Source organism: Pleomorphomonas sp. T1.2MG-36 (genome assembly GCF_950100655.1).
GTDB lineage: Bacteria > Pseudomonadota > Alphaproteobacteria > Rhizobiales > Pleomorphomonadaceae > Pleomorphomonas.
Map to the genome: position 1 here is coordinate 114,587 of NZ_CATNLY010000012.1, position 13,592 is coordinate 128,178.

Genomic DNA, 13,592 nt, shown 5'->3' on the forward strand with positions numbered 1-13,592 from the left:
ATGTTGGGCAAGCCCGTCTTCTCGCTTCCGGGGCCTGTCGAGGCTGCGACGTCACTATCCTCCCTCTCGATCGACAGGCCCTCTCTCCGCCCCGTTCGTCACGAACGGCCGAAGATCTGGGACCTGCCCAAGAGTTGCCACTGCGTGACGCTCGGCACCTGCCTGACCCTGGCGGAGTTGCGCAAGACCGCGAAACGGCTCGGCCTCTTCCACGGCGTCGAACTGATGACGGACTACGAGTTGCACGGGGCTTTCGTGCACTCCATGTCGAACCGCAACCGCGCCTCCGGGGCCGTCCAGAAGCTTCTCGACGCCAACCACGCCGGAGCGGTGCGCAAGGCGTCTCGCTGCCGCTCGGAAGAGGAGCTATCGGCCTTCTGGGATCGCGAAGTCGCCGAGGGACAGATCGCGGGCGCCTTCTGGGCCGTGATGAGCCACGTTCATCTCGGCGGAGCGCTGGAAGTCCGCGTCTTCGGCGAGGTGCACATGATGTCGCACCTCTGCGGCGCCTCGCACCGTGGCGACGCCCGCGCCCGCTCGCTGGCCGAGCAACAGTGCGCCACCCTCGCCCGCCGGCTTGAGCAGGCCAATGCCGGCCATCTGGAAGCGCTGGCCGGCCGCGACCGGGAGATTGGACGCCTGACCCGTCTGGTGTCTGGCATCGAGCCCTTCGTGCGGGAGGCGGCAACGTTGCGCGCCCGTGTCGCCGAGTTGGAAGGCGGGGAGCAAACGGCACGCCTTGCCGGCAAAGCCGACGACCTTGCCCGCCGGCTCGATCTCGCCCTTCGCCGCAACGACCGGCTCGTCGCCGAAGTGGAGGCCCTGACTGGCCGCCTCGCCGCCGCGGAGGCGCGAGCCGAGGACCTGTCCGACCGATTGGCCGAGGCTTCGCCCTGCCCAGTCGGCGCCTGCGCCGAAGACTGCCCGTTCAACCTCGAAGGACGGTGCATCGCCTATATCGGCGGGCGACCACGCACCGTGTCGCGCATGCGCGATCTCGTCGAACGCTGTCGCGGTTCCCTGATCCACCATGACGGCGGCGCCGAACAATCGGCCGAAGCGCTGGACGGCGTACTCGGCCGTGCCGACGTGGTGATGTTCCCGGTCGACTGCGTCAGCCACACCGCCGTCGAGAAACTGAAGACGATCTGCGGCCGCATGAACAAGACCTACCTGCCGCTGTCCTCGGCGAGCTACTCGTCCTTCGCCAGCGAACTCGCCCGAGTGTAGGGGGACGACCGGCTATCCCTACCCGGCCCGCTCCTGCTACCTTCCCGACGACGGACACCTGCCGGTCCGAAATCAGGAGAGCGCCTTGCAGCGGGTAACCATCACACTGGACGACGACCTCGTCGAGGAAATCGATGCCTTCATCGCCCGGCGTGGCTATCAGAATCGCTCCGAGGCGATCCGCGACCTGGCGCGCGCCGGGCTCGGGGAACTGGCGACGACCGTCGATCCCGAGCGCGATTGCGTCGCCGCCGTCGTCTACACCTTCGATCACGAAAAGCGCGAGCTGGCGCGACGGCTCGCGGCGGTCCACCACCACCATCATGACCTGTCGCTCGCCACGACCCACGTCCACCTCGACGAGGCCAACTGCCTGGAGGTGACGCTGCTCAGGGGGCGGGCGGGCGAGATCAGCCATTTTGCCGAGCACCTCACCGCCGAGCGCGGCGTCCGTTACGGTCGCCTCGTGGTCGTGCCGCTCGAAGGAAAGGGTGAACGCGCCGCGCCGCATGGCCACACGCACGACGCATCCGGCTGAGCGAAGCGTCGAACAGGGCGACCTTAGCCTTTTACCGTATTGCGCAAGTATGATGATTTTGTATTTTCGTCATACCAACACAAGACGGAAAGACCAATGCGCATCTTCATCGCCGCTGCCACTCTGATCGCCCTCACAGCCCCGGCGCTAGCCCACTTCCAGGAAATCCTGCCATCGGAAGATGTGTTGCCCGATGGTGGCAAGGTCACGGTCGATCTCGTCTTCACCCACCCGATGGAACGTGGCCCGACCATGGACATGGCCAAGCCGACGCGCGTCGGCGTCGCCACGGAAAATGGCATCGAGGATCTTTCGGGAACCCTTGTCGAAACCCCGATCGACGGCAAGCAGGCGTGGCGCTTTGCGCGCGACATCGCCGAGCCGGGTGCCCAGGTGCTGTTCGTCGAACCCAAGCCCTACTGGGAGCCGGCCGAGAACAAGTACATCGTCCACTATGCCAAGGTCGTGGTGGATGGCTACGCCTCCGGTGACGGCTGGGACCGCCTTGTCGGTTTGCCGGTGGAGATCGAGCCGCTCGTTCGGCCGACCGGTATCTGGACCGGAAACCTGTTCCGGGGCGTCGTCCTCAAGGACGGCCAGCCGGTGCCGGGAGCGGAGGTCGAGGTGGAGTGGGTGAACGACGGCTCTGTGACGCCCCCCAACGAGGCCTTCATCACTCAAGTCATCAAGGCCGACGACATGGGCGTCTTTTCCTACGCGATGCCGAGGGCGGGATGGTGGGGATTCGCCGCGTTGATCGATGGTCCCGAGGCTCAATCCCCGGACGGCAAGCCGGCCTCCACCGAACTCGGCGCGCTGATGTGGGTGAAGGCGACCGACATGGGCGGGACGAAATGACGACCGGACGCGAGGCCTGACATGGCGCATATCCCCGACGGTGTCCTGTCGCTGCCGGTTCTCGCCGTCGGCACGCTGGCCGGCGCGGGCGGCCTCTGGCTTGGCGTTCGCCAGCTCGGCGATCGCGACATCCCGCGAACGGCCTTGCTTGCCGCCGTGTTTTTCATCGCCTCGTCCCTGGCCTTCCCGCTCGGGCCAACCTCCGTTCACCTGCTGCTCGGCGGGCTGATGGGACTCATGCTCGGCTGGAAGGCGTTTGCGGCCATCTTCGTCGGCCTGCTGCTTCAGGCTCTGCTGTTCGGCTTCGGCGGGCTGACCGTGCTCGGCGTGGATCTCCTCAACATGGCCTTGCCGGGTGTCCTGCTCGCCATGGCCGTCCGTCCGTTCATCGGTGTCGGTCACCCTGCCCGCTCGGCAGCTCTCGCCGGCCTCGCGGCCGCGCTTTCGGTTCTCGTCACCGCCAGTCTGGTCGGTATGGAAATCGCCGTGTCGGAACCGGCATTCGCACCCGCCATCGGCGTGATGGCGGTGGCGTATCTGCCGCTTTCCGCCATCGAAGCCTTGGTGACGGCTTTTGTGACGCTCTATCTTCTCAAGGTGAAACCGGAGATGATCGGAGCATCCCCCCTCATCGGAACCAGCCCGTGATCCGCAGCCTCGCTACCGCTCTCGTCGCCCTTGCCTGCCTCGCTTCGCCGGCCGAAGCGCATCGCCTCAAGCTGTTCGCCCAGGTGACCGGTGAAACCATTGCCGGCTACGGCTTCTATATCGGCGGTGGGCGCCCGGAGGGCGCCGATCTGGTGGTGGCGACGCCGGACGGCAAGGAGGTGAGTCGCCTCAAGACCGGAGTGGACGGTGGGTTCAGCTTCACGCCGCCAACGCCCGGTCGTTATAAATTGACCCTGGCCGGCGGCGACGGCCACCTGGCCAGTGTCGACATTTCGACCGACGGAACGCCAGCCGCCGGACGGGAGGTCAAAGCGCCTTCATCGGCGACAACCGCTCTTCCGGACGACATTGATGCCCGGATCGCCAAAGCGGTCGATGCGGCGGTCGCGCGGCAGATCCGCCCGCTCATGGAGGCCTATGACGCCGCCGACGGACGCGTCCGCTTCAACGACCTGATCGGCGGCCTTGGCTGGATCGTCGGTCTCGCCGGTCTTTGGGCGTGGTTCCGTTCGCGCCGGAGCGGCCATGGCAGTTGATGCGGCTGACGCCACCGCCCACGCTTCATGTCTGGACCGGCTCGACACGCGGACACGCGTCGTTGTCGCCGTGATCCTCGTTCTGGCGCTCGTCAACCTCAAGTCATGGACGCTGCTCGGCCTGGCGCTCCTTCTCGGCCTGGGGCTGACCGGACTTGCCGGCGTTTCGGCGCGGCAGACGGCCCGCCGCCTGCTGCACATCGAAGGCTTTCTGCTGATCCTGTTCATCGCGTTGCCGCTGCTGACACGGCTCCCTCCGTTCATCGAGATCGGCCCGCTCAGCCTGTCCCTGCCCGGTCTCGAACGGGCGATCACGCTGGTTCTTCGCATCAGCGCGGCCGCGCTGGTCGTGTTGCCGCTGGTTTCGGGCCTGACGCCCATCCGTCTTGGGCATGCTCTCGGCCGCCTCGGTCTTCCGGCGCGTCTCGTCCAGGTCTTCCTGTTTGCCATCCGCTACATCGAGCTTCTGCGCGCCGAGGCACGGCGCCTTCACGACGCCATGCGTCTGCGCGGCTTCGTACCGGGGACCAACGTCCACACCATGAGAAGTTACGGCCATTTCATCGGCCAGTTGCTGGTCCGGGCCGTCGAGCGCGCCGAGCGGGTGAACGAGGCGATGCGCTGCCGGGGCTTCGCAGGGCGGTTTCCGCTTGTTACGCTGGAACGCTTCGGGATCGTCGACCTGGGGACGGCCGGACTGGCCGGCCTTCTCGTCGTCGGCGCCCTTCTCGTGGATCGGCTTTGATGACCATACCTCTCGATCTCTCCGGCGTCAGTGTCCGGCGCAACGGCCGGCTGGTGCTCGACCGGGTCGATCTGCGTCTCGAAAGCGGCGAACGGCTGGCGCTGGCCGGTGCCAATGGAGCCGGCAAGACCACACTGCTGCGTGCCATCGTCGGGCTGGAAGCGCTGCATGCCGGCGAACTGGTGGCCTTCGGCCGCCCTCGACGCGAAGAGAATGATTTCCGCGACCTGCGCCAGCGGATCGGTTTCCTGTTTCAGGATTCGGACGACCAGCTGTTCGCACCCACCGTCATCGAGGATGTGGCCTTCGGCCCGCTCAATCTCGGATTCACGCCGGCTCAGGCACTCGAGCGTGCCAGGGCCGTGCTGGCCGACCTCGACCTCATGTCGCTCGAAAGGCGCGTCACCCATCATCTGTCCGGCGGCGAGAAGCGGCTGGTGGCGCTGGCGGGTGTGCTCGCCATGGATCCGGACGTGCTGCTGCTCGACGAGCCGACCAACGCGCTCGACGAGGCCCACCTCGATCGCCTCACCGCCATCCTCGCCGACCTGCCGGTGGCGATGATCCTGGTGTCGCACGACGCGCACTTCCTATCGACGCTGTCGACGCGGGTAGTGCTGCTCGAAGACGGCCGACTGAAGCCGGCGGTGGCACACAGACACCAGCACCGGCACGACCACGTGCACTTCCATCCGGTCGACGAGGACTGAAGCATCGGACCGAAAATTGGGAACCGGTTTTCGGGAGTTCCGATGCGCCAACAAGAAACCAAATCGCCGTACGTCCTGAAGGACGCGAGGCGATTTAGTCCACCGGCTCGTCGACGAGGCCGGTCACCGGCGCCGTCGAGCCGCGCACAATCAGCCGGCCGGACAGCATCACCTTGCGCGCCGGAGCCTTGGGCGTCTTCAGCCGATCGAACAGCAAGGTCATCGCCATGCGGCCGATGTCGCCAACCGGCTGCTCGATCACCGTGAGGCCCGGCCCGACCAACTCAGACCAGGTTTCGTTGTCGAAACCGGCGATGGCAACGTCGTCGGGCGTTCTCAGATCCAGCCGCCGCATCGCCTTGACGACGCCCAGCAGCATCAGGTTGCTGGAGGCGATGACGCCGTCCGGCCTGTCGGGGCGGGAGAACACCTTGAGGATCTCGCGCTCGGCGGCATCGGCATTGGGAGCCACGAAGAAGGCTTCCGACGACAGGCCGAGCGACGCGGTCGTCGAAATATAGCCGAGGTGGCGGTCGACGGCGGTCGACGAAGTGTTGCCGAACAGACCGACGACGCGGCTGCGCCCGATGGCATGCAGGTGGCGAACCAGAGTCGCCGTCGCCTGATGATTGTCGAGAACGACGCTGTCATGGCGGCCGATCGGCCCGCCGCGATCGACCAGGACCACCGGAAACGGCAGATCATCGTCGGCCAGGCGCTCCAGGCTGCCGCGAGTCGGAGCCCAGATCAGGCCGGTGACGCGCTCCTCCTCCATGAGGCGCAGATACATCGCCTCGCGGTCGGCGCTCTCGTCGGTGTTGCACAGGATCACCCGCATGCCCGAGCGATAGGCTTCGTCCTCGACCACCCGGCTCAATGCCGTGAAGAACGGACTGCGGATATCGGCCACCATCAGACCAATGGTCTGGGAATGCTGGGAGCGCAATCGGCGAGCCGAGAGGTTGGGACGATAGCCGGTCGCCGCGATAGCTTTTTCCACCCGCTCGCGCAGTTCCGGGCTGACCGGGCCGTTGCCGAAGACGCGCGAGACGGTGGCTACCGACACTCCCGCCCGCTGCGCCACGTCCTTGATACTAGTTGCCATTTTTCAAAGGTCCCACGACCTCGCCCGCACTTTCCGATGGCGTCCTCCCCGCCCTGAAAGCCACTGAAAAGGATTACATGAAGCTTGCTCAGCGGCACCAATTTGAAATCAGTAGTTTTTCTGATAGGATTCTCGAACGGTTTAGCAGCCCCGGGGAACAGCGTGGCCAAACGCCCCGGAACTCGTCGATTTCACCTTTTCTATCAACGCCTTTTAGAAGAATTTTGGCCGGTCTGTAGTACCACTACGCACAGAGGACTTAATCGGTTCAAGACTTGACCACCGGACTGAAAACGATCCCATATGCAACGGGACAAAACAAAGCGGACTGCCGAAAGGCCTCCGCACCCGCCTCGCCCTAAGGGTCAGACAGCCCGGCCGGCCCAACGCCAGACGATGGCGTCCGCCGGCAGAACGAACAAAATGCCTTCGGGACGAATGCTTGGAAGACAGGAGAAGAACATGCCCATCAACAGCCCGGCAGACCTCGACGCGCTGGTTTCCCGCGTCAAGCGCGCCCAGCAGATCTATGCGACGTTCTCCCAGGAGCAGGTCGATCTGATCTTCCGTCAGGCAGCCTTCGCCGCCGCCTCGGCCCGAATCCCGCTCGCCATGCAGGCGGCCGAGGAGACCGGCATGGGCGTGGTGGAAGACAAGGTCATCAAGAACCACTTCGCTTCCGAATACATCTACAACAAGTACAAGGACGAGAAGACCTGCGGCGTGCTCGAGGAAGACGAGCTCGGCGGCACGATCACCATCGCCGAGCCGATCGGCCTCATCTGCGGCATCGTCCCGACCACCAACCCGACGTCGACCGCCATCTTCAAGGCGCTGATCTCGCTCAAGACCCGCAACGGCATCGTCTTCTCCCCCCACCCGCGCGCCAAGAAGTCGACCTGCGCCGCCGCCAAGCTGGTGCTTGACGCCGCCGTCGCCGCAGGCGCCCCGGCCGACATCATCGGCTGGATCGACACTCCGTCCGTCGAACTCTCCAACGCCCTGATGCGTCACCCCGACGTCAACCTGATCCTGGCCACCGGTGGCCCGGCCATGGTCAAGGCGGCCTACTCCTCCGGCAAGCCCGCCATCGGCGTCGGCGCCGGCAATGCGCCGGTGGTCATCGACGAGTACGGCGACATCAAGCGCGCCGTTGCCTCGATCCTGATGTCCAAGACCTTCGACAACGGCATGATCTGCGCCTCCGAGCAGGCGGTGATCGCCGTCGACAGCGTCTATGACGCGGTGCGCGAGCGCTTCCAGAGCCATGGCGGCTACATCCTGAGCGGCAACGAACTCGGCGCCGTTCGCAACGTGGTGTTCCCCGGCGGCCACCTGTCTCCGGACGTCGTCGGCCAGTCGGCCGTCAAGATCGCCGCGTCCGCAGGCATCGCCGTTCCCGCCGACACCAAGATCCTTATCGGCGAAGTGGACAGCGTCGAGGAGAGCGAGCCCTTCGCTCACGAGAAGCTGTCGCCGACGCTGGCTCTCTATCGTCGGCCTGACTTCGAGGCTGCCGTCGACGCCGCCGCCGCGCTGGTCGCGCTTGGTGGCATCGGCCATACCTCGGTGCTCTACACCGACCAGGACGGCCACAAGGAGCGCGTCGCCGCCTTCGGCGACAAGATGAAGACGGCCCGTATCCTCATCAACTCCCCGTCCGCCCTCGGCGGCATCGGCGATCTCTACAACTTCAACCTGGCGCCCTCTCTGACGCTCGGTTGCGGCAGCTGGGGTGGCAACTCGATCTCCGACAACGTCGGTCCGAAGCACCTCATCAACCGCAAGACCGTCGCGAAGCGAGCCGAAAACATGCTCTGGCACAAGCTCCCCAAGTCCATCTACTTCCGCCGCGGCGCCATCGCCGAAGCGTTCAAGGACCTCGAGGGCAAGAAGCGCGCGCTGGTGGTCACCGATCGCTTCCTGTTCCTGAACGGCTATGCCGATGGCGTCATCGAACTCTTGAAGACCCATGGCATGGACGTCGAGACCTACTATGACGTCGAGGCCGATCCGACGCTCACCGCCGTCCGCAAGGGCACCGAGCGCGCCATGTCCTTCAAGCCGGACGTCATCGTCGCCTTTGGCGGTGGTTCGGCCATGGACGCGGCCAAGATCATGTGGGTGATGTACGAGCATCCGGAAGTTCACTTCGAGGATCTCGCGCTGCGCTTCATGGACATCCGCAAGCGCATCTACAAGTTCCCCAAGCTGGGCATCAAGGCCGAGCTGGTCGCCATTCCGACCACCTCCGGCACGGGCTCGGAAGTGACGCCGTTCGCCGTCGTCACCGACGACTCCACCGGCATGAAGTATCCGCTGGCCGACTACGAGCTGACGCCGAACATGGCGATCATCGACGCCAACTTCGTCATGCACATGCCGAAGTCGCTGACCGCCTTCGGTGGTATCGACGCCGTCACGCATGCTCTCGAAGCCTATGCCTCGGTGCTGGCCAACGAGTACTCCGACGGGCAGGCCCTGCAGGCCCTGAAGCTGCTCAAGGAGTATCTGCCGGCCGCCTACAAGGAAGGCGCCAACGACCCGATCGCTCGCGAAAAGGTGCATAACGGCGCCACCATCGCCGGCATCGCCTTCGCCAACGCGTTCCTGGGCGTCTGCCACTCCATGGCCCACAAGCTCGGCGCGGCCTTCCACCTGCCGCACGGCCTGTCCAACGCGCTGCTGATCTCCAACGTGATCCGCTACAACGCCAACAACAACCCGACCAAGCAGACGGCCTTCTCGCAGTATGATCGTCCGAAGGCCCGGGCTCGTTATGGCGAAGTCGCCCAGCACCTGGACCTGGGTGGCGAGCGGACGCAGCAGCGCGTCGACAACCTGATCGCCTGGGTTGAAGACCTGAAGAAGCAGCTCGACATTCCCGCGTCCATCCAGGCCGCTGGCGTGTCGGAGACCGACTTCCTCGCCAAGGTCGACAAGATCGCCGTCGAGGCCTTCGACGATCAGTGCACGGGCGCCAATCCGCGCTTCCCGCTGATCTCGGAGCTGAAGCAGATCCTGCTCGACAGCTTCTACGGCCGGCCCTACGTCGAATCCACCGAACGGGCGGAAACGGCTGAGGCCCAACCCGCCGAGGCCGCCAAGCCTGCCAAGGGCAAGAAGGCAGCCGAATAAGGGCCGGTTATCAGCGAACGGAGGCGGGGCAACCTGCCTCCGTTTTGCTTTGGGAGGCCTTCAAACCTTCTGAAGTGACAACCGGAGGTCATCGGCGTACACGGGAGCCATCCGGCTTTCCGGAGCGATTTTTGTGAAGACCGCAAGCTTCTTAGCGAAGAGACTCCGGCTTCTCGAAATATAAACAGCCCAACTGGGAGATGAACATGGCAGTAAAGGTCGCCATCAACGGCTTTGGTCGTATCGGTCGTAACGTTCTGCGCGCGATCGTCGAGTCCGGCCGCAAGGACATCGAGGTCGTCGGCATCAACGACCTGGGTCCGGTCGAGACCAACGCCCACCTGATCCGCTTCGACAGCGTTCACGGCCGCTTCCCGCATGAAGTGACGACTGGCGCCGACTGGATCGACGTCGGCACCGGCAAGATCAAGGTCACCGCCATCAAGGACCCGACCACGCTGCCGTGGGGCGAGCTGGGCGTTGACGTGGCGCTTGAGTGCACCGGCATCTTCACCGCCAAGGACAAGGCGTCGATGCATCTGACGGCCGGCGCCAAGCGCGTTCTGGTCTCGGCCCCGGCCGACGGCGCCGACCTGACCGTCGTCTACGGCGTCAACCACGACAAGATCACCAAGGACCACATCGTCCTGTCGAACGCCTCGTGCACGACCAACTGCCTGTCGCCGGTCGCCAAGGTTCTGAACGACGTCATCGGCATCGACACCGGCTTCATGACGACGATCCACAGCTACACGGGCGACCAGCCGACGCTCGACACGCTGCACAAGGACCTCTACCGCGCCCGCGCCGCTGCCCTGTCCATGATCCCGACCTCCACCGGCGCCGCCAAGGCCGTCGGCCTGGTGCTGCCGGAACTCAAGGGCAAGCTCGACGGCGTCGCCATCCGCGTGCCGACCCCCAACGTGTCGGTCGTCGACCTGGTCTTCAATGCCAAGCGCGCCACCTCGGTCGCCGAGATCAACGAGGCCATCAAGGCCGCCGCGACCTCCGGCCCGCTGAAGGGCGTCCTCGGCTACACCGATCAGCCGAACGTGTCGTCGGACTTCAACCACGACCCGCATTCGTCGATCTTCCACCTCGACCAGACCAAGGTCATGAACGGCACCCTCGTCCGTATCCTTTCCTGGTACGACAACGAGTGGGGCTTCTCGAACCGCATGGCCGACACCGCCGTCGCCATCGCCAAGACCCTCTGAGACAACCGGATTTCCCGGCATCCCGGACCCCGCCCGCAAAGGCGGGGTCTTTTTTCTTTCCGCGTATGGCCGCAAGGCTGCCTTGCGACGGCACGACGGAAGCGGCGCTTCCCCTCGAAGCACCCTTGCGTGTATACGAAGGCAACGCTGGCGAGGACTTTCCCTTAAGGGCCAAACCGAAGGGGATCGTCCGGCCAGACGATTCACGGTCGACAGACGTCAAGGAGCAGACATGAGCGCGCCGGCAACCTCTCGAACGGGCAGCAACCCCAAGATCCGCCAGCGCCAGACCAAAGTGGTCGCCACGCTCGGTCCCGCCTCCGGGACCATCGACGTGATCCGCGACCTGGTGGCGGCCGGCGCCGATGTGTTCCGGCTCAACTTCAGCCACGGCGCCCATGAGGAACATCGCGCCCGCTTCGACATGCTTCGGCAGGTCGAGACCGAAACCGGTCGACCGATCGCGGTGATGGCCGATCTCCAGGGGCCGAAGCTGCGCATCTCCACCTTTGCCGAAGGCCCGGTCGACCTTGTCGAAGGGCAGACCTTCCGTCTCGACCTGTCGACCGAGCCCGGCGACGCCAATCGCGTCGGCCTGCCCCATCCGGAAATCTTCGCCGCCCTCAAGCCGGACACCGACATACTGCTCGACGACGGCCGCGTCCGTCTGCATGTGGTGAGCTGCGCCGACGACCATGCCATCACCACGGTGGTCAGCGGTCGCGCGCTGTCCAACCGCAAGGGCGTCAACGTGCCGGACGTCGTGCTGCCGCTGTCGGCGCTGACGCCCAAGGACCGGGCCGATCTCGCCTTCGCGCTCGATCTCGGCGTGGATTGGGTGGCGCTTTCCTTCGTCCAGCGACCGGAAGACCTTGTCGAGGCAAGGAACCTGATCGGAGATCGGGCGGCCCTGCTGGCCAAGATCGAGAAACCCCAGGCCATCGACACCCTGAACGCCATCATCGATCTCGCCGACGGCGTCATGGTTGCCCGCGGCGATCTCGGCGTCGAGATGCGCCCGGAGGACGTGCCGACGCTGCAGAAGCGCATCATCCGCGAGGCGCGCCAGGCCGGCAAGCCGGTGATCGTCGCCACGCAGATGCTGGAGTCGATGGTCACCAATCCCGCGCCGACCCGAGCCGAGGCGTCCGACGTCGCCACTGCCGTGTTCGACGGCGCCGACGCGGTGATGCTCTCGGCCGAGACGGCCGCCGGCGCATATCCGGTCGCCGCCGTCTCCATCATGGACAGCATCGCCCAGCGCGTCGAGCATGACCCGCTCTACCGCCAGATCATCGAGGCGCAGCGTCTGCCCTTCGGCCCGGAAACCTCGTCCGACGCCATCACTCACGCCGCCAAGCAGATCGCCGGCGCGCTCGACGCCAAGGCGATCATCACCTTTACCGCCACGGGTTCGACCACGCTGCGCGTCACACGCGAGAGGCCGGGCGTGCCGGTGCTCTGCGTGACGCCGAACCTCATCAAGACGCGCAAGCTGATGCTCGCCTACGGCGTGCTGGTGATCCCGAGCCAGTTGTTCCGCCGCTTCCAGGACAAGGTGAACAGCGGCGTCGCGCTGGCCCGCGAACTCGGCATCGCCACCTTCGGCGACACGCTGGTGGTGACCGCCGGCGAAGGCGTGCCGGGGTCGACCAATCTTTTGCGCATCGTCACCGTCGGCGAGGCGTCCTTCTGAGCCAGGGCAAATGCCACCTGGACCAATGAGCACGGCGCCGGATGCTTTCGGCGCCGTTTTGCGCAGTGCGAGCAGGTACCGAGTGCGCGCCTTATCGTCAGCGGGGCGCGATCCAGCAGCGCACGGACGATCGCAGCGTCATCAGCAGAAGAAACCTGCGTAATTCTCTCCTCTTTACATTTGCACGCCAGCCGGTATCGCTGGCGCCGAATAAGTTGAACTGGAGATACTTCAATGGCGGACAACGCGCCCGGACAGGCCAACACCATCCTCGGCCTCGATGCCTATGCTCCAGCCGAAATCCAGGACAAGGTCGAGAAGCTCGGCATCAAGAAGGCTCGCATGCCGGCATTGGCCAGCGCGGCATTGGCCGTGGTGGCCGGTGGATCGATCGGCCTCGGCGCTTTGTTCTTCGGCATCGTGCTGGCCGACCCGACGCTTGGCTTCGCCGCCCAGCGCCTTCTCGGCGGCCTCGTCTTCACCCTTGGCCTGGCGCTGGTGATGATCGGAGGAGCCGAGCTGTTCACCGGCAACTGCCTGATCGTCATGGCCTGGGCCAATCGCCAGCTCGCCACGCGCGAGGTCCTGCGCAACTGGGCGATCATCTGGCTCGGCAATCTCGTGGGGGCGCTCGGCCTCGTCTTCCTCGTCTACATGGCGCACACGGCGGCGCTCAACAACGACGGCTTCGGCAATGGCATGATCAAGCTGGCCGTCGGCAAGGTGGCGCCGGATGCCGTGACCATCTTCTTCAAGGGCGTGCTCTGCAACATCCTGGTCTGCCTCGCCGTCTGGCTCAGCTACGCCGGCAGGTCGGTAACCGACAAGCTGTTCGGCATGGTGCTGCCGGTCACGGCCTTCATCGCCGCCGGCTTCGAGCACTGCGTCGCCAACATGTTCATCCTACCCTACGCCTGGATTCTGGTACAGACAGGCCATGCGCCCGAGGGTGTCGACGTGTCGGTGCTGACCCTCACGGCCATCGTCCACAACATCATCCCCGCCACGCTCGGCAATATCGTCGGTGGCGGTGCGTTCGTCGGCGGCATCTATTGGCTGGTCTATCGCAAGGCACTCGGTGGCCTGACGCCTCTGTCCGCCACAGAGCCGCGCAAAGCGCAGGGCAGATCCGCCCGAAACGGATAACCAA

12 protein-coding genes are annotated in these 13,592 nt (G+C 65.3%); 11 read left to right on the top strand and 1 reads right to left on the bottom strand.

The window, feature by feature from the left end; translation table 11 throughout:
* From QQZ18_RS07535 to QQZ18_RS07565, 7 genes are all read left to right on the top strand, one after another.
* The gene (locus QQZ18_RS07535; protein ID WP_284539669.1) at positions 1-1,230 is read left to right on the top strand and encodes a DUF2325 domain-containing protein; all 1,230 of its coding nucleotides are present in this window, start codon (positions 1-3) and stop codon (positions 1,228-1,230) included.
* Positions 1,231-1,315: 85 nt separating this feature from the next.
* Positions 1,316-1,768 carry a nickel-responsive transcriptional regulator NikR gene (gene nikR / locus QQZ18_RS07540; RefSeq protein WP_284539671.1) on the top strand — a complete coding sequence of 151 codons (453 nt, stop codon included), beginning with the start codon at positions 1,316-1,318 and terminating at the stop codon, positions 1,766-1,768.
* A gap of 96 nt (positions 1,769-1,864) precedes the next feature.
* Positions 1,865-2,626, top strand: a complete 762-nt coding sequence (locus QQZ18_RS07545; protein ID WP_284539673.1) for a DUF4198 domain-containing protein — start codon at positions 1,865-1,867, stop codon at positions 2,624-2,626.
* Positions 2,627-2,647: 21 nt separating this feature from the next.
* Positions 2,648-3,274, top strand: coding sequence for a cobalt transporter CbiM (gene cbiM, locus QQZ18_RS07550; RefSeq protein ID WP_284539675.1), 627 nt, complete (start codon positions 2,648-2,650; stop codon positions 3,272-3,274).
* Positions 3,271-3,831 carry a cobalamin biosynthesis protein CbiM gene (locus tag QQZ18_RS07555; protein ID WP_284539677.1) on the top strand — a complete coding sequence of 187 codons (561 nt, stop codon included), beginning with the start codon at positions 3,271-3,273 and terminating at the stop codon, positions 3,829-3,831. Before cbiM ends, QQZ18_RS07555 begins: the two co-directional genes overlap by 4 nt.
* On the top strand, positions 3,821-4,576 hold the full coding sequence (gene cbiQ / locus QQZ18_RS07560; protein WP_284539680.1) for a cobalt ECF transporter T component CbiQ: 756 nt from the start codon (positions 3,821-3,823) through the stop codon (positions 4,574-4,576). Before QQZ18_RS07555 ends, cbiQ begins: the two co-directional genes overlap by 11 nt.
* On the top strand, positions 4,576-5,286 hold the full coding sequence (locus QQZ18_RS07565) for an energy-coupling factor ABC transporter ATP-binding protein (RefSeq protein ID WP_284539682.1): 711 nt from the start codon (positions 4,576-4,578) through the stop codon (positions 5,284-5,286). The genes cbiQ and QQZ18_RS07565 overlap by 1 nt, the downstream gene beginning before the upstream one ends.
* A gap of 94 nt (positions 5,287-5,380) precedes the next feature.
* Here the strand turns inward: QQZ18_RS07565 and QQZ18_RS07570 are convergent, their stop codons facing one another.
* On the bottom strand, positions 5,381-6,391 hold the full coding sequence (locus QQZ18_RS07570; RefSeq protein WP_284539685.1) for a LacI family DNA-binding transcriptional regulator: 1,011 nt from the start codon (positions 6,389-6,391) through the stop codon (positions 5,381-5,383).
* 462 nt (positions 6,392-6,853) lie between these two features.
* Between QQZ18_RS07570 and adhE the strand changes: the two genes are divergently transcribed.
* The 4 genes from adhE (at position 6,854) to QQZ18_RS07590 (ending at position 13,588) form a co-directional block, all read left to right on the top strand.
* Complete coding sequence (adhE, locus tag QQZ18_RS07575; RefSeq protein ID WP_284539687.1) at positions 6,854-9,529, top strand: bifunctional acetaldehyde-CoA/alcohol dehydrogenase; 2,676 nt, start codon at positions 6,854-6,856, stop codon at positions 9,527-9,529.
* A gap of 206 nt (positions 9,530-9,735) precedes the next feature.
* Entirely contained in the window at positions 9,736-10,746 is a 1,011-nt protein-coding gene (gene gap / locus QQZ18_RS07580; protein ID WP_284539690.1) for a type I glyceraldehyde-3-phosphate dehydrogenase, read from the top strand.
* Positions 10,747-10,978: 232 nt separating this feature from the next.
* On the top strand, positions 10,979-12,442 hold the full coding sequence (pyk, locus tag QQZ18_RS07585; protein WP_284539692.1) for a pyruvate kinase: 1,464 nt from the start codon (positions 10,979-10,981) through the stop codon (positions 12,440-12,442).
* Positions 12,443-12,676: 234 nt separating this feature from the next.
* Positions 12,677-13,588, top strand: coding sequence for a formate/nitrite transporter family protein (locus tag QQZ18_RS07590; RefSeq protein WP_284539695.1), 912 nt, complete (start codon positions 12,677-12,679; stop codon positions 13,586-13,588).
* Positions 13,589-13,592 lie beyond the last annotated feature (4 nt).